The organism is Maricaulis sp. (assembly GCF_015665295.1).
Lineage (GTDB): Bacteria > Pseudomonadota > Alphaproteobacteria > Caulobacterales > Maricaulaceae > Maricaulis.
The window spans coordinates 19,362-44,576 of the sequence record NZ_JADFAJ010000022.1 but is presented as its reverse complement, the minus strand read 5'-3'; the positions used below and the strand labels follow the sequence as shown (position 1 = coordinate 44,576).

At 62.2% G+C, this 25,215-nt stretch carries 24 protein-coding genes; 9 read left to right on the top strand and 15 right to left on the bottom strand.

Annotated elements, in window-relative coordinates; translation table 11 throughout:
* The first annotated feature begins 4 nt into the window (after positions 1 to 4).
* The 4 genes from QZZ02_RS10625 to leuB are packed head-to-tail and all read left to right on the top strand — an operon-like array spanning position 5 to position 4,055.
* The gene (locus QZZ02_RS10625) at positions 5 to 961 is read left to right on the top strand and encodes a branched-chain amino acid transaminase (RefSeq protein ID WP_291844292.1); all 957 of its coding nucleotides are present in this window, start codon (positions 5 to 7) and stop codon (positions 959 to 961) included.
* Entirely contained in the window at positions 951 to 2,402 is a 1,452-nt protein-coding gene (gene leuC, locus QZZ02_RS10620) for a 3-isopropylmalate dehydratase large subunit (RefSeq protein ID WP_291844290.1), read from the top strand. The genes QZZ02_RS10625 and leuC overlap by 11 nt, the downstream gene beginning before the upstream one ends.
* Complete coding sequence (gene leuD, locus QZZ02_RS10615) at positions 2,395 to 2,997, top strand: 3-isopropylmalate dehydratase small subunit (protein ID WP_291844288.1); 603 nt, start codon at positions 2,395 to 2,397, stop codon at positions 2,995 to 2,997. The genes leuC and leuD overlap by 8 nt, the downstream gene beginning before the upstream one ends.
* Positions 2,994 to 4,055, top strand: a complete 1,062-nt coding sequence (gene leuB, locus QZZ02_RS10610) for a 3-isopropylmalate dehydrogenase (RefSeq protein ID WP_291844286.1) — start codon at positions 2,994 to 2,996, stop codon at positions 4,053 to 4,055. The genes leuD and leuB overlap by 4 nt, the downstream gene beginning before the upstream one ends.
* A 141-nt stretch (positions 4,056 to 4,196) precedes the next feature.
* On the opposite strand, the gene QZZ02_RS10605 is transcribed toward leuB, so the two are convergent.
* Entirely contained in the window at positions 4,197 to 5,327 is a 1,131-nt protein-coding gene (locus QZZ02_RS10605; protein WP_291844284.1) for a hypothetical protein, read from the bottom strand.
* A 201-nt stretch (positions 5,328 to 5,528) separates the two neighbouring features.
* Between QZZ02_RS10605 and QZZ02_RS10600 the strand changes: the two genes are divergently transcribed.
* A protein-coding gene (locus QZZ02_RS10600; RefSeq protein WP_291844282.1) for an IS3 family transposase occupies positions 5,529 to 6,706 on the top strand; the annotation gives its coding sequence in 2 pieces (ribosomal slippage) (positions 5,529 to 5,781 and positions 5,781 to 6,706; 1,179 coding nt in all).
* Positions 6,707 to 6,833: 127 nt separating this feature from the next.
* On the opposite strand, the gene QZZ02_RS10595 is transcribed toward QZZ02_RS10600, so the two are convergent.
* The 10 genes from QZZ02_RS10595 to QZZ02_RS10550 all read right to left on the bottom strand — a co-directional run bounded on the left by QZZ02_RS10595 (position 6,834) and on the right by QZZ02_RS10550 (position 15,138).
* Positions 6,834 to 7,994, bottom strand: a complete 1,161-nt coding sequence (locus QZZ02_RS10595) for a membrane dipeptidase (protein ID WP_291844281.1) — start codon at positions 7,992 to 7,994, stop codon at positions 6,834 to 6,836.
* Positions 7,995 to 8,101: 107 nt separating this feature from the next.
* Positions 8,102 to 9,007 carry a hypothetical protein gene (locus tag QZZ02_RS10590; protein WP_291844279.1) on the bottom strand — a complete coding sequence of 302 codons (906 nt, stop codon included), beginning with the start codon at positions 9,005 to 9,007 and terminating at the stop codon, positions 8,102 to 8,104.
* 156 nt (positions 9,008 to 9,163) lie between these two features.
* Complete coding sequence (locus QZZ02_RS10585; RefSeq protein ID WP_291844277.1) at positions 9,164 to 9,721, bottom strand: peptidase S1; 558 nt, start codon at positions 9,719 to 9,721, stop codon at positions 9,164 to 9,166.
* Between the two features lie 124 nt (positions 9,722 to 9,845).
* Positions 9,846 to 10,712, bottom strand: coding sequence for an ATP-binding protein (locus tag QZZ02_RS10580; protein ID WP_291844275.1), 867 nt, complete (start codon positions 10,710 to 10,712; stop codon positions 9,846 to 9,848).
* On the bottom strand, positions 10,705 to 11,895 hold the full coding sequence (locus QZZ02_RS10575; RefSeq protein ID WP_291844272.1) for a fused response regulator/phosphatase: 1,191 nt from the start codon (positions 11,893 to 11,895) through the stop codon (positions 10,705 to 10,707). The genes QZZ02_RS10580 and QZZ02_RS10575 overlap by 8 nt, the downstream gene beginning before the upstream one ends.
* A gap of 10 nt (positions 11,896 to 11,905) precedes the next feature.
* Positions 11,906 to 12,208, bottom strand: a complete 303-nt coding sequence (locus QZZ02_RS10570) for an STAS domain-containing protein (RefSeq protein ID WP_291844271.1) — start codon at positions 12,206 to 12,208, stop codon at positions 11,906 to 11,908.
* Positions 12,209 to 12,266: 58 nt separating this feature from the next.
* Positions 12,267 to 12,596 (bottom strand): Hpt domain-containing protein, encoded by a 330-nt coding sequence (locus tag QZZ02_RS10565; RefSeq protein ID WP_291844270.1) that lies wholly within the window; start codon positions 12,594 to 12,596, stop codon positions 12,267 to 12,269.
* Between the two features lie 122 nt (positions 12,597 to 12,718).
* Positions 12,719 to 13,762: a LacI family DNA-binding transcriptional regulator gene (locus QZZ02_RS10560; protein ID WP_291844268.1), complete on the bottom strand. Its 1,044-nt coding sequence runs from the start codon at positions 13,760 to 13,762 to the stop codon at positions 12,719 to 12,721.
* A 120-nt stretch (positions 13,763 to 13,882) separates the two neighbouring features.
* Positions 13,883 to 14,557, bottom strand: a complete 675-nt coding sequence (locus QZZ02_RS10555; RefSeq protein ID WP_291844266.1) for a ChrR family anti-sigma-E factor — start codon at positions 14,555 to 14,557, stop codon at positions 13,883 to 13,885.
* Positions 14,554 to 15,138: a sigma-70 family RNA polymerase sigma factor gene (locus QZZ02_RS10550; RefSeq protein WP_291844264.1), complete on the bottom strand. Its 585-nt coding sequence runs from the start codon at positions 15,136 to 15,138 to the stop codon at positions 14,554 to 14,556. The genes QZZ02_RS10555 and QZZ02_RS10550 overlap by 4 nt, the downstream gene beginning before the upstream one ends.
* 210 nt (positions 15,139 to 15,348) lie before the next feature.
* Here QZZ02_RS10550 and QZZ02_RS10545 point away from each other — a divergent pair, with 210 nt between their 5' ends.
* From QZZ02_RS10545 to QZZ02_RS10530, 4 genes are all read left to right on the top strand, one after another.
* Complete coding sequence (locus QZZ02_RS10545; RefSeq protein ID WP_291844262.1) at positions 15,349 to 16,701, top strand: FAD-dependent oxidoreductase; 1,353 nt, start codon at positions 15,349 to 15,351, stop codon at positions 16,699 to 16,701.
* Positions 16,698 to 17,474 carry a DUF1365 domain-containing protein gene (locus QZZ02_RS10540; RefSeq protein ID WP_291844260.1) on the top strand — a complete coding sequence of 259 codons (777 nt, stop codon included), beginning with the start codon at positions 16,698 to 16,700 and terminating at the stop codon, positions 17,472 to 17,474. The genes QZZ02_RS10545 and QZZ02_RS10540 overlap by 4 nt, the downstream gene beginning before the upstream one ends.
* Positions 17,474 to 18,715 (top strand): cyclopropane-fatty-acyl-phospholipid synthase family protein, encoded by a 1,242-nt coding sequence (locus tag QZZ02_RS10535; protein ID WP_291844258.1) that lies wholly within the window; start codon positions 17,474 to 17,476, stop codon positions 18,713 to 18,715. The genes QZZ02_RS10540 and QZZ02_RS10535 overlap by 1 nt, the downstream gene beginning before the upstream one ends.
* 148 nt (positions 18,716 to 18,863) lie before the next feature.
* Positions 18,864 to 21,005 (top strand): EAL domain-containing protein, encoded by a 2,142-nt coding sequence (locus QZZ02_RS10530; protein ID WP_291844256.1) that lies wholly within the window; start codon positions 18,864 to 18,866, stop codon positions 21,003 to 21,005.
* Between the two features lie 26 nt (positions 21,006 to 21,031).
* Here QZZ02_RS10530 and QZZ02_RS10525 read toward each other — a convergent pair whose 3' ends face one another.
* From QZZ02_RS10525 to QZZ02_RS10510, 4 genes are all read right to left on the bottom strand, one after another.
* On the bottom strand, positions 21,032 to 21,934 hold the full coding sequence (locus tag QZZ02_RS10525; RefSeq protein ID WP_291844254.1) for a glycosyltransferase family A protein: 903 nt from the start codon (positions 21,932 to 21,934) through the stop codon (positions 21,032 to 21,034).
* Between the two features lie 192 nt (positions 21,935 to 22,126).
* Positions 22,127 to 23,287 carry a hypothetical protein gene (locus QZZ02_RS10520; RefSeq protein ID WP_291844252.1) on the bottom strand — a complete coding sequence of 387 codons (1,161 nt, stop codon included), beginning with the start codon at positions 23,285 to 23,287 and terminating at the stop codon, positions 22,127 to 22,129.
* Between the two features lie 31 nt (positions 23,288 to 23,318).
* A complete protein-coding gene (locus QZZ02_RS10515) occupies positions 23,319 to 23,813 on the bottom strand; it encodes a hypothetical protein (protein ID WP_291844250.1) in 495 nt (164 codons plus the stop codon).
* A 127-nt stretch (positions 23,814 to 23,940) separates the two neighbouring features.
* The gene (locus QZZ02_RS10510) at positions 23,941 to 25,206 is read right to left on the bottom strand and encodes a tetratricopeptide repeat protein (protein WP_291844248.1); all 1,266 of its coding nucleotides are present in this window, start codon (positions 25,204 to 25,206) and stop codon (positions 23,941 to 23,943) included.
* Positions 25,207 to 25,215: the final 9 nt, after the last annotated feature.

The window sequence follows — 25,215 nt, the reverse complement described above, 5'->3', positions numbered from 1 at the left end:
AACAATGGCTATCCAGGAAACCGACTTCATCTGGCGCAATGGCGAACTGATCGACTGGCACGAAGCCCAGACCCATGTTCTCTCCCATGCCCTGCATTACGGCTCCTCCGTCTTCGAGGGAATCCGCTGCTATGACACGCCGACCGGGCCGCAAATCTTCCGGCTGACCGACCACGTCAAGCGCCTGTTCAACAGCGCCAAGGTCTATCATATGCCGATCAACCACACCGAAGCGGAGGTCGAAGCGGCCTGCCGCATGGTGATCCGCGCCAACCATCTCAGGAACGCCTATATCCGCCCGGTCGCTTTTTTCGGCTATGGCGGGATCGGCGTCCTGCCGGGCGCCGACTCCAAGCCGGAAATCTGCATCGCGGCCTTCCCGTGGGGCGCCTATCTGGGCGAGGACGCGCTGACCAATGGTGTCAATTGCTGCATCTCCTCATGGAGCCGTCCGGCCCCGAACACCATCCCGACCGGTGCCAAGGCCGGCGGCAATTATCTCTCCTCCATGCTGATCAGCCATGAGGCTCATTCGCGCGGCTTTGACGAAGGCATCGGGCTGGACGTCAACGGGCTGGTCTCCGAAGGCGCCGGCGAGAATATCTTCGTGGTCTCCGATGGCGTCATCCGCACCCCGCCAACCTCGGCCTCGATCCTGTCCGGCCTGACCCGCGATAGCGTCATCAAGCTGGCTGAGGCGGAGGGCTTCGACGTGCGCGAACAGACCTTGTCGCGCGAGAGCCTGTATTTCGCCGACGAGATATTCTTCACCGGGACGGCGGCCGAAATCACCCCGGTCCGCTCGGTCGACGGGCATGTCGTTCGCGCCGGTGGCCGCGGCCCCATTGCCGAGCTGATGCAGGAGCGCTTCTTCGGCCTGTTCTCGGGCAAGACGCCCGACCGCCATGGCTGGCTGCAGCCGGTCCAGGACAATGCGATGGAGGTCCAGCATGTCGCCTGAGACTGAGCGCGCGGACACGAAGACGGACTTCGGCCCGCGCTCACTGTTCGACAAGGTCTGGCAGGCCCACCAGGTTCGCGCCGAAACGGCCGAAACGCCGGGCCTGCTCTATATCGACCTGCACCTGGTGCACGAGGTGACCTCGCCGCAGGCCTTCTCCGTGCTCGATGAGCGCGGCCTGAAAGTGCGCCGTCCCGACCGGACGCTGGCGACGATCGACCATTCGACACCAACGCTGGATTTCGCGGCCGGCGAAACACCGCCCTATGCAACCGCGGCGGCGCAAAGCCAGGTCGAGCGTCTGCAGGACAATGCGAAGAAGCATGGCATCACCCTGCACGGCTGGGGCAGCGGGCATCGCGGTGTCGTGCATGTGATCGGCCCGGAACTGGGCGCCACCCAGCCAGGCATGACGATTGTCTGCGGCGACAGCCATACCGCCACCCATGGCGCTTTCGGAGCGCTGGCCTTCGGCATCGGCACGACCGAGGTCGGCCATGTCCTGGCCTCGCAATGCCTGCTTCAACGCAAGCCGAAATCCATGCGGATCACCCTTGAGGGCGAAACAGGGCCGGGCATTTCCGCCAAGGACATCATCCTCGCCGTGATCGCGGAAATCGGGGTGGATGGCGGCACGGGTTGCGTCATCGAATATGCCGGCAGCGCCATCGAGGCGCTCGACATGGAAGGCCGGATGACGGTCTGCAACATGTCGATCGAGGCCGGTGCCCGCGCCGGCATGATCGCGCCGGACGCGACGACTTTCGCCTGGCTTGAGGGCCGTGAACATTGCCCGGAAGGCGCGGACTGGGACGCCGCTGTCACGCGCTGGCGCGCCCTTCGCAGTGAGCCCGGCGCCCATTTCGATCATGAGGTCATGATCGACGCGGCCTCGATCCGTCCGATGGTGACCTGGGGCACGGCGCCGGACACCGGTATCGCCGTCAACACGCCGATCCCGCAGCCGCGCAGCGCCTCGCACAAGAGGGCCCTCGCCTATATGGGGCTGCAGGCGGGCAAGCCGGTCGCGGGCGCCAGGGTGGACCAGGTCTTCATCGGCTCCTGCACCAATTCCCGAATCACCGATCTGCGCGAGGCCGCCACCATCATGAGCGGGCGACGGGTCGCCGCGGGTGTGCGTGCCCTCGTCGTACCCGGTTCCGTCGCGGTGAGGGCCCAGGCCGAGGCGGAGGGCCTCGACCGGATCTTCATCGAGGCCGGCGCCGAATGGCGCCAGCCGGGATGTTCGATGTGCATCGCCATGAATGGCGATCGCGGCGAGCCGGGCCAGCTGGTCGTCTCGACCTCGAACCGCAATTTCGAAGGCCGGCAGGGGCCGGGTGTCCGCACCGTTCTGGCCAGCCCGACCACGGCCGCTGCCGCCGCGATTGCCGGTCATGTCATCGATCCGGCTGAGCTGATGGAGCCGGCCCATGCCTGACATCCAAGCCCCCGAGGCCAAGGACGATATCCGCCAGATCGACAGCCGGACCTTCGTGATCGACCAGGAAGACATTGATACCGACCAGATCATCCCGGCCCGCTTCCTGACCACGACCAGCCGTGACGGGCTGGGCAAGCTGGCCTTCCATGACTGGCGCTATGACAGCGAGGGCAAGCCGCTGGACGCGGTCTCCCTGAACAGTCTCGACACGGCGCAATGCCGGGTCCTGGTCGCCGGTCGCAATTTCGGCTGTGGCTCGTCGCGCGAGCATGCCCCCTGGGCGCTGCATGATTTCGGATTCCGCGCCGTCATCTCCAGCGAGTTTGCCGATATTTTCCGCTCCAACTCGGCCCGCAACGGACTCCTGCCGATCATGGCACCGGAAGCGGCGCATAACTGGCTGCTGGAAAATCCGGGCGTTGCCATCCGCATCGACCTGGCCAGCCAGCATGTTGACCTGGGCAATGGTCCCAGTTTCGACTTCGCCATCGAACCCTTTGCCAAACACTGCCTGATGGAAGGGACCGATCCGCTCGGCTTCCTGATGAGCCATGCCGACGCGATCGACGCATATGAGGCCGACCACACATGACCTATCGCATCACACTCCTGCCTGGTGACGGGATCGGACCGGAAATCACCGCCGTCGCCCGCGCCGTGCTGGAACATGTCGCCGCCCTGGAGGGCTTTGGCGTCGCCTTCGAGACCTGTGCCTTCGGCGGCGCCTCGATCGACGCCTTCGGCGAACCGCTGACCGAGGCCACGCTGAAAACCTGCCGGGCCTCGGACGCGATCTTCCTCGGCGCCGTCGGCGGTCCGAAATGGGACCGGGCCGATGTCCGCCCAGAAGCCGGCCTTCTGGCCCTGCGCAAGGCGCTCGGCGTCTATGCCAATCTGCGCCCGGCGGCCGTGCATCCGGCCCTGGCCGGCAAATCCCCCCTGCGCCCCGACCTGGTGGCCGGCACCGATGTGCTGATCGTGCGCGAGCTGACCGGCGGGATTTATTTCGGGACGCGCGAACGCAGCGCCGACAGCGCCAGCGACACCTGCACCTATTCGCGCGGCGAGATCGAAAGGGTGGCCCGCATCGCCTTCCAGCAGGCCCGCCTGCGGCGCGGCAAGCTGACCTCGGTCGACAAGGCCAATGTGCTGGAAACCAGCCGCCTGTGGCGTGATGTCGTCACCGAGATGGGCGCGCGCGACTTCCCCGATATCGAACTCGATCACATGTATGTCGATGCCGCCGCCATGCACATGTTGCGCGCACCGGCGAGCTTTGACGTCATCGTCACCGAGAACATGTTCGGCGACATCCTATCCGACGAGGCCTCCATGCTGCCCGGCTCGATCGGCCTTTTGGGCTCAGCCTCGCTGGGCGACCAGAAACCCGGCCTCTTCGAACCCATCCACGGCTCGGCCCCCGACATCGCCGGCCAGGACAAGGCCAACCCCTTCGGCGCCATCGAGGCCGCCGCGCAATTGCTGGAAAGCCTGGGCGAGACCAAGGCGGCGGGGCGGATCCGCGATGCGGTCGATGCCATGCATCAGGCGGGGGAGTGGACGGGTGATCTGGGTGGTTCGCTGAGCTGTTCGCAGGCGGGTGTGAAGCTGGTGGAACGCCTGGAGGCGGAGGCTGTGGCGGCGGAGTAGGGGGTGCCGGGGGTGCTGAAGTTCGGGGGAGGGAGGACGACGTTCGCTTTGGCACAGGTGTGGACGATGGGAACATCTGCCCGGTCACCGGGGCAAATTCAAATACCGAACAGCATGAATATCTGGGAAACACCAAGGCGACTACCGTGGAAAGAAGCCATATCGCCCTTGCGCGTCGGTTTTGGTGAACTGTGTAATTCCTTCGCCATCAATAAATTCTGGTGGGATAGACTTTCGGTTTTCCAAGACTATCAATTGGGTAGACCTCCACGCTGCGAGCGATCGGAGAAAGCGCAAGTTTACGTCAGTGCCAGATAGGTCATCATCAGCGTTTTCGGGCTTCTCATACGCCAAAAGCGGCGAATCTAGGATTACAAATCCGGGGTGCGGTAGGTTCTTGTTCTCAGTGACCTTTCGCAGCCCGAGTGTGGCTGCTGCATGGGTTAGCGCCCGATACCCCTTGCCGTTGCTGGATCGATGTTTGCCGTCAATGACAAAATCCTTTGTATCTTTATCAAAGTGTACCGACGCCCCGGTCGCTAGCCCCCAGTCGTCTAAGAAGCTCGCGACACATGTAGAGAGGTCGTGGAGCGGTTTGGTTGGTAATGGCGTACTGGTGTCGTCATCATTGGCCTCTGTCCGACGCTCTTGCTCGATCTGGTCGCGCCTCTGCCGGAGGTGATCAAGATGCTCGAAAAGCTCCATACCCCTCTCAACCTCAGACTTTTTGTCTAGAAAGTCCGTAAACCGTGCTCTTTGAGCGGAGATCTGTGGGGTAATGTTACTTACTGCTGAGGTTGCCACCTTTAGAGCTAGCCGCAGTTCGGGCAGTTGTTGGTCTACGATTGCTTTCTCTCGCTCCAGGCTTTTGACCACGTCGTAGAGTTCATCTTGCAGAGACCGAATTTTCGTTTGTTCCCCTTCAGCGGCCGCGACGACGGCTTCGGTACTGGCGTCGCAGTTTCCAGCCGGATCATGATCGTCAGGCTTCGCACCGCAAACTGGGCAATTCTCTGATGGTAGCGCGTAAAACAACGCGCCTGACTCTCTAATGTTCTCCAGTCGCAACAGATCCGTCGAATACTGCCGATCTAGAAGCGAGAACCGTGCGAGCATCTCAGAGATTTCTGCTGATCTATCTTGTGCGTCGGTGAAGTTCGACCGCATCTCGTTGCGCGTATTCAGTGCTTCCCGATATTGAGCTTCAGAAGAGCTCAGGATTGCTCGCTCTTGAGAGAGAGATTGCTCAAGGCGGCTGAGTTGATCGGCCATATTCACTCGAAGGTTTTCACTATCGCCGAACTTGGAAATCTGACCTTCACTTTCTTCTATAAACTCTGAGAGAAGCTGTATTCGCGCTTGCCGAGAGATGGCTTCTTTCTCACGCTCCTCGGGAACCAGCTTAGCGTCATTGACCCAGCCCCCTGAATTCCGGCCATGGGATGGTAGAGTCCATCGAAAAGAGGATGGACGATGCGCAAGAGCCGTTATTCAGAAGAACAGATTATCGGGATGCTCCGCGAGCACGAAGCGGGTGTCACGACGAAGGAGCTATGCCGCAAGCACGGCATCTCGGACGCGACCTTTTACAAGTACAAGGCCAAGTTTGGCGGCATGACGGTGTCGGACGCCCAGCGGCTTCGTACGCTGGAAGCCGAGAATGCCAAGCTGAAGAAGCTGTTGGCCGAGCAGATGCTGGACAATGCGGCGCTGAAGGATCTCGCCTCAAAAAACTTCTAACGCCCGATGTGAAGCGGCGGGCCGCGCGTCACCTGATGGAGGCGCACGGGCTGAGCGAACGTCGGGCGTGCCGGTTGGCCCGGCTGGTCCGGTCGACCTTCCAGTATCGCAAGCGCGATGCGGGCGATGAGGTCCTGCGCGAACGTCTGCATGATCTGGCCGGGGAGCGTCGCCGCTTCGGCTACCGCCGCCTGGGCATCCTTCTGGCCCGGGAGGGGCTGAATGCGAACCACAAGAAGCTCTATCGCATCTACCGCGAGGAAGGTCTGGCCGTGCGGCGACGACGGGGTCGCAAGCGGGCCACGGGCACGCGGCGTCCGATGGTGCTGCCCAGCGGTCCCAACCAGCGCTGGAGCCTGGACTTCGTGTCCGATGCGCTTACGGACGGCCGACGCTTCCGCACACTGTGCGTGGTCGACGACTTCACCCGTGAAGCGCTGGCGATCGTGGTGGACACCTCGCTCTCGGGCGTACGGGTCGGCCGGGAACTGGACCGGATCATCGCACGGCGCGGCTGGCCTGCCATGATCGTCTCTGACAATGGCACCGAGCTGACGAGCCACGCCATCCTGCGTTGGCAGAAGGAACGCGGCGTCGAGTGGCACTACATCGCGCCGGGCAAGCCCCAGCAGAACGGCTTCGTGGAGAGCTTCAACGGTCGCCTGCGGGACGAGTGCCTCAACGAGCACCTGTTCTCCTCGCTGGGCGAGGCGCGAACCCTGATCGAGGCCTGGCGGGTCGACTACAATACCTGCCGGCCACAAACCTCGCTGGGCGGACTGGCGCCTGCCATCTACGCCCAGCAAACCCGCAAACACCGGCCCGGTTCGCCTGAGCTACGCATGGGCTCCGCTCACCGGGCCTTGAACCCAGACCCCAAACAGGAAAGAAAGGCGAACAGACTCTACTAACAAACGGCCCGGATCAGGGGGCTGGGTCAGCCTCGCCTGTGTAACTTTGGCGCAAATCCAACTCTTTGATGCCGGACGCATATTATAAATCTCTGTACGCGCATCCAGTTCATTTGCGAAATCCCCCCTACCCCGGCAAATTCTCCAGAAAGAACCGCACCGTATTCTCGCCCATGACCTGGCGGATTTCGCCTTCGCTCAGGCCGGCGGCCAGGAGGCGGTCGGTGAGGACGGCGTATTCTGAGGCGTCGAATGTGGTAGTGACGGTGCCGTCATAGTCCGAGCCGAGGGCGACATGGTCGATGCCGACCAGGTCGATGGCGGCCAGCAGGGTGGCGGCGACGCCCTCGGGGCTGTCGTCACAGGTCACATCGGCCCAGAAGCCGATGCCGATCAGCCCGCCGCCGGCGGCGATGCGCTGCATCAGGGCGTCGGGGATGTTGCGCTTGACCTCGCAATGGCCGTGCACGCCGGTGTGGGAGACGACCAGCGGACTGTCGGTCATGGCCAGCACCTCCTCGACAACCTGCGGCGAGGAATGGGCGACATCGATGATCAGGCCGCGCTCGTCCATGCGGCGGATGACGTCGCGGCCAAACTCGGTCAGCCCGGCATTCGAGACGCCGTGCAGGGAGCCGCCGAGCTCATTGTCGAAGAAATGCTGCAGGCCGAGCATGCGGTAGCCGGCGTCCCACAGCACATCGATATTGCCGAGATCACCCTCGAGCGGGTGGGCGCCCTCGGTTTCCAGCAGGCCGGCCATGGCCGCCGGGTCTGTTTCGCGAGCGGCGAGGACGGCTTCCAGATCGGACCGGGTCCGCACCACGGTGAAACTGTCATCGCGGGCCGCGAGCCGGTTCAGCCGGTCGGCGTGATAAACGGCACGTTCCAGGATTGAATCCCACGTCCGCATGGGCCAGCGCTGGACGATGGCCAGCGCTGTGATGTCATCGCTGTCGGCAGTATTGCTGTCATAATTCTGGCCGGACGGGGTCTTGGTGACGCTGGAGAAGACCTGCAGTGCCACACCGCCGGCGCGCAGGCGCGGCAAATCGGTATGACCGCGATCATTCCAGCGGGTCGGATCGCGCATCCACAGGAGCATGTCGGAGTGCAGGTCGGCGACCCGCAGCGTGTCGTGCAGGGACACCGCCTCGTCGCTCAGCGTGTAGGGCTCGTGCGGCGTGACGACATTCATGCCGGCATCAATGCGCGCCGGGACGATCCCGAAGAACGTGATTGCCGCGCCCAGGATGACCACCAGGATGATGCCGAAGAAGATGCGCATGTTGCCCCCGCCCGTTCTGACCGGAAAAGCCATAGACCGGATCACCACGCAGCAAAAGGGCGGCCGGTGAAAACCGACCGCCCTCGTGTGCGCGAATTGCGGAAAGATTATTCGCTGTAGAGTTCCGAGATCGACAGCGTGGACTGGGCGCTATTGCCCTGACTGTAGGAGCCGATCCAGATGTCATAGGTCCCGGACGCGGGATTGTTGAAGGTCAGAGCCGGGTTGAGGCCCGCATTGCCGCCATCATCATTGCAGTGCCAGTTGCCGTTCGGATCATTGACCAGGATGGTCGTATCCGAGCTGGAAGCCGCCGACAGGATCAGCGGCAATGAACCAGCCGTGAAATTCAGCTCGAAGTCCGGCGCAGCTGATACCCAGCCGGCACAACCACTGCGAACCGAGTCAGCGCGATAGCTGCCACCCGAAACGATGTTGACGCGGTAGGGATCGGGCTGGAAACCGCCTTGCAGATTGGCCGAGCCGAAATTCGCCGGCAGGGACCAGTCAATGCCGCCATAGCTGCCACCTTGCGAAGGCTGGCCGCCGGCCATGCCCAGCTCGGAAATCGACAGCGTCGCCTCAGCGTAATCGCCTTCCGAATAGGAGCCGACCCAGATGTCATAACGACCGGATTGCGGATTGCCGAAGGTCAGGCTCGGATTGAGGCCCTCGCCGCTGTCATCATCGCAATACCAGCTCGTATCCGGCCCGTTGATGACCAGCGTCGTGTCGGAGTTCGACACTGAACTGATGGTCAGGTCGAACATGTTGCCGGCCTCGTAATAGACCGAATAATCCGGCGCATTGGCGATCCAGCCACGGCAGGAACTGGAAAGATTGCTGGCGCGCAGCTGACCGCCCGATGTGAGGGTCACATTGTACGGGTCCGGCGTGAAGCCGGAGCTCAGATTGACAGAGCCGAACGTCGCCGGCGCCGAATAATCCTGGGCCGCTGCGGTGCTGGCCATCAATGCCGCCGCAAACACACTCATGAAGACTTGGGTTCTCATCAATATCCGCTCCCCCCAGACAGTGCGAAACGCCCCTGCGCCTCAAACGCCACCTCTGGTCTGGGGCAGATTAGAGGGTTTCCCGACTGAACCAAAGCTGAACGTACAAAGAATCGAAGTCTGCCGCGAACAAACAGCTGGCGACAGACACCTGCATCAATTCGGGCCGCTCCAGTTCTCAATGAGGCTACGCGCCGCCTCTCGGGATTGCTCGGCGTTCAGGTCCGGAGCCCGCACACGGCGCTGATTGGCCCGGGTAAAGCCGTGCTCGGAAAAAGCCAGCCTCGCATCTGCATAGTCGCCCTGACTATAAGACCCGATCCAGATCGAATAGCGGCCCGACGGCGGGTTGGCGATAACGACCTGGGGGTTCAGACCCTCGCCGCTGTCATCATCACACGACCACCCCGCCGGGGAATGAACGACGAGGGTCGTATCAGCCTCCGAGAGGGCACTGATGGTCACATCCCAGATAGCGGCGCTGGTAAAATAGATCGCATAGTCAGGCTTGTCGGCAATCCATCCCTGGCAAGCGGGTGATATCGTGCTGGCCCGGATTGGCCCTCCTGACTGGATATCGACCAGAAAGGGATCCAGTTCCCACGCCGTCCTGATTTCCACGGCGCCGAAGTGTGGTGGAAGATTGGGATCCTGCGCATAGCTAACACCAGCAAAGCCAATCGCAGCACAAATACTCATCATCGCTCTGGACATTAGAGCCACCCCTCAGCGCCACAGCGAACGGGCACATCGCCTGATCCAACACCACAGCTCGAATTAGGGGTAACGCAAGACTTGATTTCGTCAACAAAAACCGGTCCGACGGACCTCAATCGGTTTAAGCGTCCTCCGCTTCATTCAGGATGGTCGCCTCAACCAGATTTCCGGCCCCGTGATAGGTCAGCGAGGTGAAGGAGAGGTCCCGCGCCATGGCAATCCCGCGACCGCGGTAACCTTCGCCGGGCGGGTCGGCGGACAGATAGCTCTCATGGTCGAAGCCGCCGCCCTCGTCCTGCACGGTGAGGGAAATGATCCGCTCGCTGCGCTGGAAGGACACGATGACGACGCGGTCCGAATAGGCCGGGTCAGCCAACCGGGTCTCGACTTCCGCGCGCCAGCGCCCGGACATCAACAAGTCCTGCTTCATCGCGGCGTCGATCTCGAGATTACCGTGCTCGACAGCATTGATCAGCAATTCCTGCAGGCCGACAGCAACCAGATCAGCATTCGGGCAGGCCAGCGCCAACATGGTGGCCAGATTCCGCGCCTCGTCGAGCGTGCGCAGGACAAACTGGCCCGTGATGATGGTGCCGATCGCCGACTTGCGTCGAGCCACGTCCGACTTGAGGGTCATGACCTGATCATGGAATTCCTTTGCGGCACGCAGCACCGACTTCACTGACTCGATATCGGCGTCGGCTGCGAGGACGAAGTCGGCCCGCGCGCCGGCCGAGGTATCCGTGGTGAGCAGAATGGACTGGAGCGCGCCGGCATTGTGGGCACCCGCCACCTCGATATCGCCGCGGTGGGCATCATCAACAATGACCAGGCCGATCGTCGATCCGGTCGGCAACGCGTCCGCTGTCGTTACGTCCAGGCCGAAGCGCTCAACGAGATAGGCTTTTACGGATGCCGCCAGGGGTGTTTCGGCCAACCGGACCCAGATCGCATCTTGCGGGGCCGCAACTTCATCAACGTCAGACATGGCCTTTGACCTCCAATAGCACCAAGGTGAGGTCGTCACGACGTTGCGCCGTCTCGTCCGCAAAGACCCGGTTGACCAGTGCCCGGTGGAATTCGGCGCCTGCCGCGGCATCGAGCACCTCGCGCGCGAGCACCGCCATGTCTTGCGGTTCAAGCGATTCCCCGGGGGTCTCGAAATTCTCGTACAGGGCGTCGCTGTAGAGCAGGACGTGATCGCCCACGACAAGGTCAGCCGAATAGGTGTCGTAGGCGATACCTTCCCGGCAGCCCAGGATTAGCCCGCCCCCATCCAGTGTGCTCCAACCGCCAGCCGCCTCAAGAATGATCGGGGTCGGCGCCCCGGCGGCGGCGTAGCTGATCCGGCCGCTGGCAATGTCGACAACCCCGTAAAATGCGGTCGCGAAGTGCTCGACCGGCAAGATCTGGCAGAGATGGTCGTTGAGGAAAGCCAGCCATTTGCCGGGATGTTCCCGATTGCGGTCCATCGCCTCGGCCAGCATATGAACGCGAAAGGCGTTGATGGCAGCGGCAACGCCGTGGCCGGACAGGTCGACGATGAACAGGCCAAAACGGGTCTCGTCGATCTCGAAGACCTGCCATAAATCCCCGCCGAGCTGGTTGGACGCCTGGTAGAAAGTTGTGAGACCGGCGCCGCGGGGTTCGGCAATGGCAGCCACCTGGTCATCGGATTTCAGGAGGGAAATCTGCATCGACTCGGCCGCCTGGAGCTCATCCTCCATGCGCCGTTGATAGGTCTGCAGACTGTCAATCATGCGTCGGCGTTCGAGATGGAGGCGGACGCGTGACACCAATTCGTGGGGGTGGAGCGGCTTGGAGACAATATCGGACGCACCGGCGTCAAAAGCGGTCGCGCGTTGATCAGCATCCTGAAGCCCGGTCTGGATCAGGATCGGGATGTCCAGGGACAGGCGCTCGCGGGCCTGCCGACAGACCTCGAAACCGTCCATCTGAGGCATCACGATGTCGAGCACGACCATATCGATAGGCGTGGTCTCAAGCAATGCGACGGCTTCCACACCATCACTGGCAAAGTGGAGATTGGCGAAGCCGGCCGAATTGAGGACGGCCCCGATGAGGAGCCGCGACGAGCGAAGGTCATCAACCACCAGGATGGCGGCATCGTCATCGGCAATAGAATTGCCCGAAGATTGGGAGGCGCTCACCACAGGGCTTTCAATCAACGGGAATCAGCTGATCGATCTTCGACAGCTCGATCACTTTGGCGACATGCCCTGTCACGCCAGACAGACGCAGCGTCTTGCCGCCCCGAACTGCCTTGTCATTGGCCAGCAGCAGCATCCCTATTCCGGCGGAGTCGACCATTTTCGTGGACGCCAGCGACAGCTCGACCATGGCGGGCGCACACTCGGCGATCTCGCCGATGACCTGCCGGAATCTTTCGTGGTCATCGAAGGTCAGCACACCGGAAATCGAGACGATGAAACGATCGCCCACGACTTCGCAACGGTAATCCATGACAGTCTCCCAGTCAGTTTGCTCTGCGACCCCGACCTCTGGCCGGTCCGCCTTGGCTTCAGGTCGCAGCTTCCAGCTTCACCAGCGACCGATCGAGAATGGCGGCGAGGTCGGTGCCCGGATCAGATGCTTCGCGTTCGAACTCACCTGCCAGAACGCTGAGCTGGACCAGGCCGATATTGGCCGCGGCACCCTTCAGGGCATGCGCTTGTGCGCGCGCCTGGTCATACGCGCCGTCCGCATAGGATTTCTGGTAAGCTTCTGCCAGAGATCGCAGATCGGTCGCGAATTGCTCGCGCATGTCGGCAAAGGTTTCGACCCCGACGGCACCAACCAGGGCCTGCACGATCACGGGGTCAATTTCAGGGTGGTTTTGCCAGTCGTTCAAATCAGCTCTCCGTCCATTACCACCGACTATTGCTGTCCGGCGCCAGAATTCAAGTTTGCCCGATGGGGCGCTGAAACAAAAAAGCTGATGGCAGCTTTGGGGGCGGCCGCCAACTTGTGCCGCTAAACGACCGGCGCGGTCGACGAATCCCGGATCACGATTTCGGAGCGGATTTCGCGTCGCGCTGCCGCGCCATCTTCACCATTGAGATGACTGGCCAGCAGCTCGATGGCGGCGCTCGACATGTCTGAAATCGGCTGGCGAACCGTGGTCAGTTGCGGCCAGATTGCCGTCGCTGTCTGGGTATCATCAAAGCCCACAACGGTCAGATCGCGCGGAACATCAAGCGCATGCTTGTGGGCGAGCGCAATGACCGCCACCGCCATGTCGTCATTCGAGGCGAAAATCGCGGTCGGCCGCTCCGCGAGCGAAAGCAGCACATCCGCTGCCTCCAGTCCCGACTTGTAGGTGAAAGCGCCCGCCGTGGTCAGGGCCGGATCGCTTTCGATACCATGTGCTGCAAGACCTTCCAGGAAGCCGGCATGGCGTTCACGGCTGGCACCGTGCTCGTCGGGTCCGAGAATGAAACCGATCCGCCTGTGGCCGAGCTCGACAAGATACTCCGTCATCCGCCGCGCTGCGGCGCGATCATCAGTGAGGATGCAAGGTGCCCGGTCGAGATCCGTATCCGGGGCAATCCGGACATAGGGGATGCCGGCCTCAGTGACAGCATCGAGCACGTCGGGATTGTCGCAGACCGGCGGCGGCATGATCACGCCGTCGAAATTCGAAGTCCGAAGCATGTCCGCAATTTGACTGGTCCAGTCCTCGCCCGCAGCACCGCAGCTCTCGAGCACGAGGTGATAGCCCGATGTCCGGCACCGGTTCAGCGCGCCGATCAACAGCTCGCTGATATAGCCGGCGCTTGGATTGTCGTAGAGCAGACCGATAAAATAGGCATTGGCGCGGGCCAGATTGCGAGCCGACAGGTTGGGGCGGTAATTCAGGTCACGAATTGCCGCCTGGACCCGCTCGCGGGTGGCCGGGCGTACATTCGGCTCGGCGTTGAGCACGCGTGACACCGTCATCGCGGAGACGCCTGCGGCGCTGGCCACATCCTTGATCGTCGCTCCGGACTGCTTGTTCGCCCGCGTCTTCACACTCATGCTGACCGCCACCCCGGCACCTGACGAAATCACGTGATAGATGATGGTAGCGCAAACGCATGCGGCCCGCACCCGCCTTCGTCACTCGACAAAAACACAGGCGAGCCGCGTCTGCCGGTATCAGATACCGGTAAAGACCTGAAATGCACGCAAAAGCGGGTTGGCGAAACGCAGCTTGCCATGGGTCAGGGCGAGGCAGACGCACACGCCGGACGGGTCGATACGAATATCATGCTCGACATCCGGATGGGCTTCCTCGACATCGCCACGGCGATACTCCTGGTCGCCGTCCCAGAAGCTCCCCTTGAGAACGAGAGTCAGTTCGGAACCATTATGACCATGGTGCGGAATCGCCACGCCGGGTTCGGCCTTGAGCAGCCACAAATTCGTGTCACCTTCGCCACGCCACAGGATCGCCTTACGCAGCCCGGGCCCCAGGAATTCCCATTTTACCCGGACGCCCGTCTCCGCGAGATAGGTCTTCAACGCGTCGGGCAGATCAATACCATCGAGCTCGCTGGGCAAATCAAAACCGGCGCTTTTCGATTCGACGATATCGTCATCTGCGGCCAGGGCGAGCAGATCCTCAGCGCTGAAGGTAAGCGGCTCACCAACAGGCAGACGCTCAAGCAGGGCTCCGCCGATGCGGTCCAGCCCGGCGACGCGTTGTTCGGCCTCCTCATTGAGTTCAACATGCGAGCGGACGAGCACGGCCTCTGCTTCGCTGGCCAGGGAACCGGCAGCGAAATCAAGATACCAGGCGTCGTCAAGCACGTGACCGCGATGGGGCGTCATTCCAAGTCTCCAAGGGTGGTTTTCAGCTTGCCCATGGCAAGCCGTATGCGGGATTTGACAGTTCCGAGCGGCAAGTTCAGCCGCTCGGCGATTTCACTGTGGGAGAGGCCTTCAGTGAACGCCATCTCGACGACCTGACGCTGGTCAGGCGACAGGGCTTCAAGGGCCTTCCCAACCGTCTCGGCGGCCTCAGCCTGTTCGCACAGGTCATCTGCGGCGGGCGGCGGGACCGGCTGAAGCGATGGATCGGTTTCGTCCATCCGGCTTGCCCGCTGGACCTTCCGGAAATGGTCGATGTGCTGGTTGCGTGCGATCGTGTAGATCCAGGTCGAAGCCGCAGCTTTGGACGGGTCAAAACTGGCGGCACGACGCCAGACTGCGAGCATGACGTCCTGCGTCAGATCATCTGCCAGCGCTGACGTCAGGCGTCGCTGCAGCAGGAAGGCACGGATGCGCGGCGCGAAATGGTCGAACACGGCCCGAAAGGCGGCCCGGTCGCGGGTCTGACCGACCCGTGCCAGCAGGCGGGACATTTCCCGGCCCTCGGTCGAAAGGACCGGCCTGTCCGTCAGATCCGTCATGCGCCCCCTTCCCGGGTCGAAAATCCGGCTCCGGGCCGGACGATGTGATATGTGGGTCGCAGCGTACATGCTTCGCCTTACGATGACAGCGGTGAAGCGGATCACTCCGCACACGATCATCTTGAGCACCGCGCCGTGTGATCCGTCGGCCGCTTCGCTGCGTAACTCCATGCAACAGCCCTTCAATTAAGACGAAACGCGAGCATTTGAATGTCCGACAAGAGCCACCGCCGCATCGCCGTAATCGGCTCAGGCATTTCCGGACTCGCCGCCGCTTGGCGTCTTTCCCAGTCCTACAGGGTCACTCTGTTCGAAGCCGCCGACCGTTTGGGCGGCCACGCCAATACGGCGACCGTCGAGATCGGGGGCACGGAGTTCGGGGTCGATACCGGCTTCATCGTCTACAACCCGCGAAACTATCCGAATTTTGTCGGCCTGCTGGATGTGCTCGGTGTCGAAACCGCCGAGAGCGACATGTCTTTTGCCGCCTCAATTGGCAACGGCGGATTCGAGTACTCCTCCAACCCGTCCGGCCTGTTCGCCCAGAGACGCAATGTCCTGCGGCCGCGCATGTGGCGCATGATCGCCGACATTCTCCGCCTCAACCGCCACGCCCGCCAGAAATCCAGCGCGGAGACCACACTGACCCTGGACGAATTCCTCAAGCAGAAGGGCTATTCACGCGCCTTTCGCGAAGATCACATCCTGCCCATGTGTGCCGCAATCTGGTCCTCCCCGGTCGACCAGATGCGCGGCTTTCCGGCTGGAGCATTCTTCCGCTTCTTCCTCAATCACGGGCTGCTGCAACTGACCGACCGGCCGCAGTGGCGCACGGTCACCGGCGGCAGCCAGGCCTATGTCCAGGCGCTGGCCGAGGCCATCGAGGGTGAGATCAGGCTGTCCACACCGATCAGCTCGGTCCGTCGTCACGACGGGGGGGTAACGCTGACCCTCGAGCAAGGCGAAACAGAGGACTTTGACGAGGTCGTCTTTGCCTGCCATTCCGACCAGGCGCTCGCCCTGCTGGCTGATGCCGACCCGGAAGAGGCCGCCCTTCTGTCTGCCATCCGGTATCGGCCGAACACGGCAGTGCTGCACACCGACACGCGGCTCATGCCGGCGCGCCGCTCGGCCTGGGCGAGCTGGAATTATCTCGAGCGAAGCCACGGGGACACGCGCGAAATCTCGCTGACCTACTGGATGAACCGTCTGCAGCCCTTGCCCGTCGCCGTCCCGGTCCTGGTAACGCTGAACCCGCAGACCGAACCGGATCCGGCGCGCGTCCTGCGGACCGATCAGTATTCCCACCCGGTTTTCGACCAGGCGGCCATTGCAGCGCAAACCGCGATCGGTGCAATCCAGGGCAAAGGTGGCGTCTGGTACAGCGGCGCCTGGCTGGGCTCGGGTTTCCACGAGGACGGGCTGCAATCCGGCCTCATCGTCGCGGAAGCCCTGGGTGCACCGGTTCGCCCCTGGTCCCATCCCGACATGAATGCCCGCATCGCCTGGCCCGATCATGGATCGGCAAGGATGGCTGACGGCATGGCAATAGCTGCAGAATGACACCGCTGCCCGCCTCCCTAGCCGTCGGCCAGGTCGGCCATACGCGCCGCGTGCCCCGGCACCACAGCCTGCGCTATCGCATGGCTTCGGTGCTGGTAGATATCGACGGCCCTGACGCCCCCAAGCCGCGCGGCCGGGTCTTCGGTTTCAACCGGGCCGGACTGGTAAGCCTGTTCACGCGCGATTTCGGACGCGACGACATGAGCCTGCGGACCTGGGTGGAAACCCGGCTCCGGCAGTCCGGGCTTGAGGGCGCGGTCGGTCGGATCCAGCTTCTCGCTGCTCCCCGCATATTCGGCCTCGCCTTCAATCCGATCTCGGTCTTCTTTGCCCATCGGCCGGACGGGTCACTGGCGGGCCTCGTTTTCGAGGTGAGCAATTTTCACAGCGGCCGGGGCGCCTATGCCATCGCCCTGCAGCCAGGTCATGATTCGACCGATGGCGTGCGGTTCACGGCCGAAAAGCGCTTCTTCGTTTCGCCCTTCAACCCGGTCGCCGGCGAATATCTGTTTCGCCTGACCCGCACCGGCACGACCTATCGACTTGGCATCCAGCTTGTGCGCGACAACCAGATCGTCATGAGCGCCGTTCACACCGCCTGCCTGGCTCCACTGAGCAACCAGGCGCTGCGCAACGCGGCCTGGCTCGTTCTGGGCAATACGGCCCGGATATTTTTTGCTATCCTGTGGGAGGCGCTGAAACTGCGCCTCAAGGGGTTGGCGACCTTCGCGCCCCGCCGCGACACCATTGACACCATGCCGGGGAGGCATTGATGGACGCGTACAGTAATAATTCCGGGGCCGACAGCGCGAGGCCCTCACGGCTACAGGCCTTCGCCGCGCGCCGCATCACGCAAGCGCTGGACGGGCTTACGTCCTGCCGGCTGCGGGTGGAGCTGCCCGGCGGTTATCATTTTTCGGTCGGGCCGGAGCAGGCCGAGCTCAGCGCCGACTGGACGATCCACAAGTGGAATGCGCTGCTGCGGATCGCGGCCAGCGGTGCACTCGGATTTTCCGAGGGCTTCGTGCATGGCGAGTGGGACACCTCCAACCTGCCGGCCTTGCTGACGGCTCTGGCCCGCGAACTCGACAAGGTTTCCGCTGCCCAGGGCCGGGGCGGGCCGAGCCGGCTGCTGGCGCGTATCCAGCACTGGATGAACGCCAATACGCGTCAGGGCAGTCGCCGGAACATCGCTTTCCACTACGACCTCGGGAATGATTTCTATCGCCAATGGCTTGACGAGAGCATGACCTACTCCTCGGCGATCTTCGCCAGCGACGACGAGAGTCTGGCCGACGCGCAAGCGCGCAAATATCGCCGGATCTGCGACAGCCTCAACCTCAAGCCCGGCGACCGCGTGCTGGAAGTCGGCTGCGGTTGGGGAGGTTTTGCCGAGGTGGCTATCCGGGAGTATGGCTGCCATGTAACCGGCTTGACCCTGTCGCGCGAACAACTTGATTTCGCCAATGCGCGACTGGAGAAGGCCGGTCTTTCCGACAAGGCTGACTTGCGACTGCAGGACTATCGGGATGTCAGCGAACGCTTCGACGCCATTGCTTCCATCGAGATGTTCGAAGCCGTCGGTGAGGCGCATTGGCCGATCTATTTCCAGCAACTTCACCACTGCCTGAAGCCCGGCGGTCGGGCTGCGCTGCAGATCATCACGATCCGCGAAAGCGATTTCGCCAACTATCGCGTGTCCGCCGATTTCATCCAGAAATATGTCTTCCCCGGTGGCATGCTGCCCCCGGTCCCGCTGCTCGCCGAGCTCGCCCAGGAGGCCGGTCTCTTGCCAGAGGGGGAAGTGATGTTTGCTGACAGTTATGCCCGGACCCTGTCTGCCTGGCATCGCGCTTATCGCGCGAGCTGGCCGGATATCGAGCCGATGGGATTTGATGCGCGTTTTGACCGGATCTGGCGCTATTACCTGGCCTATTGCGAAGCCGGGTTCCGGACAGGCCGCATTGATGTCGGGCAGTTTTGTTACTCAAAACCCCGTCAGATGGGGGTTTAGGGAGACTCTGGCACCACTTCCTGCATGAATACCGGGCCTCGGCGCTCCGGCGCCCCCAATTTGCTTCAATTGCCACCTTTTTGCTGACAGTAACTTTACGAGTCTCTGACAGTGTCACCCGTCCAACAAGACCAGAAAGGTGGACTGGATGGGACGGACACTCGACAGCACTCTGGGTCGCTACATCAATGTAGCGACGCTCGTGAGTCTGATTGCATCTGTCCTGACGATCTATTTTTTCGTTGGCGCACTTAACCGCAACGCAGTTCAGAATGACCGCCAGCTCCTTTCTGCCGGGATTGAGGCGGCAAGCCGCCAGAACGAGACCTGGGTCGCCGACTATGGTTGGTGGGGCGAAGTTCTAGAGCTCTGGAACGCACGCGAAAAAGACATCCTCACCAGCAGTCTGGCCTCGTCCTTTTCCGACCACAGCGCCTTTGATTTTGTCGCGCTCTTCGCCCAGGGTGATACTGAAACCATGGGTTGGCACCGCGAGTCAGGATCCCGGCTGCGCACCGATGTCCTGACCCATGAAGATGTCGCAGGCCTGCGTGCAGACCTCGCGGACGCCTATCATCAGGGGCGCTATATCGCGACGCATTTCCTCAAGGTCGACGGACAGCCCTATATCGCCTCGGCCACAGTCATGGGCGAATACGAGGATCGGGCCTCCATGACCGACCCGATGCGCGACCCCATTATTGTCCTTGGTGCCGCGATGGATGAAGCTTTCCTTGCCGAAGCGCACGACGTTTTCCTGGTGTCCGGCGCCGCACTGCACGACGGCGCCATGCCGCGCGGCGTGCAAGGCCTGGAACTGCTTGATGACAATGGTCATCTGATCGGCTGGATGAGCTGGCAGGCTTCACGTCCCGGCCTGGTCACGCTGAGGCTCGCCTTCCTGCCACTGCTTGCCTATATCGTCTTCTTTTTCCTCTGCGCCCAGCTGATCGCCAACAAGGCCCGAACGCTGGCGCGACACGCCGCAAGCAATGAGAAGCGGGCGGTCATCGCAGCCGGCACCGACAATCTCAGCGGGCTTCCCAATCGCCTCGGCTTTACCAGCTTTATTGAGAGCACGCTGGCAAGGCGGGCGGCACAAGACGGCGAAGCGGCGATCATCTATATCGACCTCAATGGCTTCAAGGCCGTCAACGACAAGGCCGGCCATCGCGCCGGCGACGATGTGATCCGCCGTGTTGCCCATCGCTTCCGCGGCGCCGTCAGCGACGAAATTCACATCGCGCGCGTTGGCGGTGACGAGTTCGCCTGCGCCCTTATCGGCGCAGATAGCACCCATGCAGCACTCGACATCGCGCGCAGACTGTCGGCCAGTCTTGCCAGGCCGTTCGAAATCGATGGCCGCGCCTTCGAGATCGGCGCCGCAATCGGTATTGCGCATTCCGACCCGGGAAGCCCCAAGCCTTTCAGCCAACTGATCCATGATGCCGACCTCGCCATGTATCGTGCCAAGGCCGATCAGCTCGACAAGCCACTCATCTTCAACGCCAGCCTGGGCCTGGAAGCGGACGCGCGCCGCGCGCTGGAGGCCGATATCGAGGCTGGCCTGGATCGCAATGAGTTCTTCGTTGTGTATCAGCCTATCGCCCGCGCCTGTGATGGCAGCACTGCGTCGGTCGAGGCCCTGTTGCGGTGGGAACATCCGACACGCGGCGCGGTTCCGCCGGATGTCTTCATTCCGGTTGCGGAAAACTCGAAGCTCATCCGCCGACTGGGCGATTTCGTGGTGCGATCAGTGTGCGAGGAAATCGGTGCCAGGGTGCCCTATTCGGTTTCCATCAACCTGTCGCCGGCCCAACTGACCGATGAGCGTCTGTGTGAACGCTATATGCGCGAGCTGCACTCTCACGGCATGGCGGCGCGGCAAATCGAGTTCGAGCTGACCGAAGCTGTCCTGGTGGATGACTTCGACCGCGCAAAAGCGCGCCTGATGGAACTTCACGAAGCCGGGTTCAAGGTCAATCTGGACGATTTCGGAACCGGCTTTGCCTCCATGGGCTATCTTCACATGCTACCGTTTTCAAAGATCAAGATCGACAAGAGCTTCGTTCAGACCATTGGTCGCGGTGAAGGGCCGAACAAGATGCTCCAGGCCCTCGCCCTGCTCGGCGACGCCCTGTCGCTGGAAATGGTTGCTGAAGGCGTCGAGACCGAAGGTCAGGCAGCGATGCTGCGATTGCTCGGGTTCAAATACCTGCAGGGCTGGCATTTTGGCCATCCGCTGCCGGCCACCCAGCTCAAGGCGCGCAACGCCGATCGCGCCGCCTGATAGCCGACCTGGCAGTCGCAGCGCGGCTAGACCGGCTGGAAGGCGCGGAAGATATCGAGCAATCGGTGACGGTCAACACAGCTATAAAAGCGCGAGCTATAGCTGACAGGTTCGAAATCCCGGCCACGGATTTCGCGATACTCCCGGGCAAACTCCGGCCAGGGCGAGACCCGGGCATTTGTCGAAACCCCGCCGTGAATCTGGTGGAAAGTGCCTTCGCCCAGCAGGGTCACCGGGTCGACCGGCGACGCCGCGAGCATGCGCTGCAGGAGGTCGAGATTGACCAGTCCGCCGCCCGGCAATGTGAAAGCCTCATCGAGGCCGGAAAGTTCATGCCAGAGCTCGCGATGCATGAAAATGCCATTGCTTTCGGCCAGTTCCGAAAACCATCCCTCGCTTGACGAGCGTGCCAATGAGGCGATCTGGAACAGGCGGTAGCCGTCTTCGCGCCAATCGATTGTCTCCAGCAACCGGTCTTCGGCCCGCTGATCATAACCGTTCAGCATGGATTCCTGTTGTGGCCCCGGGCCGAGATGCAGGCCCAGCGTCAGGATCCCGGCAGCCGGCCGGAGGCGCTGGGAATCGAGCACGCCGCGCAGAATGCCGGGTGAAGCCAGTCGAGCCCCGTCAATCCAAAGGCCGATAATATCGCCGCGTGCCTGGGCGACGCCGAAATTGGCGGCCCGGGCGGGGGATTTGTTGGGATGCGGGACATTCAGAACGCGGACTGCACAGGCTTGCTGTGTCAGTTCCGAGATATCAGCAGGCCGGTCCGAACCATTGTCCACGACAATGATTTCCACATCCGACGCGTCGACCCCGTTCTGGTAGGGCGGCGACAGGGAGAAGACCGTGCGCGGCAGCTCGCGCGCCATGTTGTATCCAATGACTACAACACTGACAGCCGGACTGCGGGATTGAGGTATCATAGGTGAAAACTGCACGCGCTAGAGATGGATGTCACCACGGCCATGCTGACCCGGGACCGCAAATCAATTAGCTCGGCCGATTCTAAGCATGTCTGAAAGCCCTTCGCACGCCGGGGACTGCGTATCGCCAAACAGACGACGGCCGATACGAACCATCTGTTCGCATCGGCCGTTTTCCGTTCGGGATCGATCTCAATTTTGCGAGGCGGCGCGGGTCTCGAGCGCGGTCAGGCGGTCATTGAGCTGCGCGATATAGATATGCGCAGTTTCAAGCTCGTTGAGCATGCGACCCAGTTTGTCGGACACATTGATCGGCTCACCTTCGATGGTCGGACCGACATTCGGCAGGAAGCCATTATTCCACATCGCGGCCGCGTGGGCTTCAATGCTCGGAAGATTGAAATCGTCTTCAAAAACCGCATCGCAGCCACCGCCGCACGTGCCGCCGCCGGTTGTCAGCGTGCCGGGGATTGTCATGTCACCCGTCGGCGTGAGCGTGATCAGCTGGGTTCCCACAGCGTCGCCATGCTCGAATGCGAGGTTCCGACCGGCATGCATGATCCAGCTATTGCCATTGCCCGTGTTTTCGAGAACGAGCTCGGGGTTACCCTTATTGACTAGGCGCAGCATTTCTCGGCGGGACTGGGTCGCGCTTGCTTCTTCAATTCGGACGCGCGTATCGCCGGCCGTGCCGCGCACATGCAGGAATTCGCTCGGGTTATTCGTACCGATACCGACATCATTATCAGATTCAACAAAGATTCGGTTCTCGGACGCGCCTGGCTCGATCCGGAAAACGAGCTGGCTGCCATTGGTCACGTCGCGGATGAAGAAGTTCGCTTCATTCCCGGCGAGATCCCAGGTCTGCGGAGTGAAGCCGTCAGACCCGTCCTGCTCCAGGCGAACGGTGGGCGTATTGCCCTCGACAATATGGAGGTCAACAACCGGGTTCGCCGTCTTGATACCGACATCGCCATCGGCTTCAACGTAAAGCGTATTTGCCGGAGCGCCGGCCTCGACTCGGAACGGCATCCGCCCGGCAGTCGAATCCTCGATACCCAGGTAGCTCGCGCCGCCATTGCCCGTGTCATTGACAACAATGCGCCAATCATTGCTCGGGAAGCTGGCCGAATTACTGGTGTCGTCGAAATGGATGCGAAGGTTGTTTTCCTTCAGCCGGAGCGTGTCGAACCCGAAATTTTCGCCATTCACACAGTCGAACCCGACGCAAAGGCTCTGGGTGATAATCACGTCATCATTGAAGACCTGATCCGCAGAAGCTGCGGAGCCGAATGCCAGGTTTGCAGCGCCAGCCATCAGGCCGAGCCGGATCAGTTTGGTAAGCCGTGTCATCTAAGTCCCCAGTCCGAAAAATCGTTTCAATTTATTGGGCGCGGCCTTCAACGGCCGAAGCGTCCAACTCGAGAATACGTCCATTGGCAACGCGGAAATTGCCGGTATGCGAAACACCCATCGCGGCCTGGCGCCGCGCATTCGGCCCTCGGCCATCTGCATTTTCAAGGCCGGCGGACGCGGCGGCCGGCCGGGCGATCGGCGTCGCAGCCGTCAGCGAATAAGTGTAGAGGCCGTCCGGGACATCGCCATTATCGGCGAGGCGAAATGTCGGAACGGTCCGGGCCGAGAAAACCTGCCCGTAATAGGCATTCGGCCCACTGACGGTCAGCGTGAAATTGTAGAGCGAAGAATCTGCGACGAAGCCAAGACGGGTGCCGGAAAACTCCTCCCGAACCTCACCATACCGCGCCAACTCGGCCTGCTGGGACGCGCTCAGCGCCGACTGCGCACACGCCGTCCCGGCCGTCACAGCGGCGGCCATGGCAACCAGAATAGTAGCGAGCTGTCTAACGTGGCCGCGCATCATCTCTCCCTTTGACCTCTAGCATACACGCTTCGCGGGAAGCCTGCATCTGGTTTCATGAAATAAATTTTAACGCGAAATCAGGCAGGAAACCTGCCAAAAACACAACCATAAATAGCGCAACCCCTCAGTCAGGGAGTTGGGCCGAAACGCGCTCCTGGGCCTGCTCAACACGGCCTGCGGGAAGGATTCGAATCAAGGCGTCGCGCACGATCGCCGCATTCATGTTGCCGCGCCGGGCGGCCACGCTCATCCAGACATAAGCGGTCTCGAAGTCCTGGGGCACACCGGTACCGCGTGCATACATGAGTCCAAGTGCGAAAGCACCGCTCCCGAGCCCGGCTTCTGATGCCTGTTCAAACAATTGTACCGCGGCATCGAAATTCTGGCGCACGCCATAGCCGTTCAACCGTCGCCAGGCCATGCGATAGAGCGCGACCGGGTCGCCGGCCGATGCCGCAGCAATGTCCTCCGGTCCAGGCTCAACATCCCAATCGGCCTCGCGAAGGCGCGGATCATAGGGGAAACCGATACGCTCCAGCAGGGCCGGCAGGGCGAGCGCGCCGGCTCGACGACCGGCCTCGAGGAGGCGGGCCGCCTCGGTCTCGCTCGTCGCGACACCAAACCCGTTGGCATACATGACCGACAAGTTTCCGAAGGCCTCTTCCAGCCCCTGGTCGACTGCAGCCTGGAATAGCGCGAAAGCAGCCTCATAGTCGCGCTCGACCTCTTCGCCCCGCACCAGGATCAGACCGAGATTGTTCTGGGCCCGGGCATCGCCCAGTTCGGCAGCAGCACGGAATTGCGCGATCGCTTCGACCGTGTCCCGCTCGACACCACGACCCTCGTAATACAGCACGCCGAGCGAGGTCATCGCCGGCGCGAAGCCCTGGCCTGCTGCCTCCTCGTACCAGCGCGCCGCCCCGGCTGGATCAGCAGTACCGCCCAGCCCGTCTTCGAGCGCGAGCCCGTAATCGACCTGGTAGGCGGGCGCACCGGACTCCGCCGCTTCGCGAAGGTGAAACAGCGCCTGGTCCCGATCGGCCGCCACGCCGAGGCCCGACGCATAGGCCTGGCCGAGGGCATTATGGGCCATCGCATTGCCCTGGCCGGCCGCTGCGCGATTGAGTTCAACCGCGCGCTGGAAATCCTGGGCTACGCCGACGCCGCGCCGCAACATGTCCGCCAGCAGCGCCTGCGCGGTCGCATCGCCATCGCGGACCGCCGGCAACAGGCGTTCGCGGGCTTCACCGGCACGCCCGGCGTCGATCAGGGCCGATATCTGGTCCGGATCCGGAGCACCCTGCGCCGACGCGCTCATCGGCCATGCAGCGCAGGCTGCAAGCAGCGCCAAGCTGGCGAGCGAAACTCGGATGCTTGTGACGTGGGGCATCGAGATCAC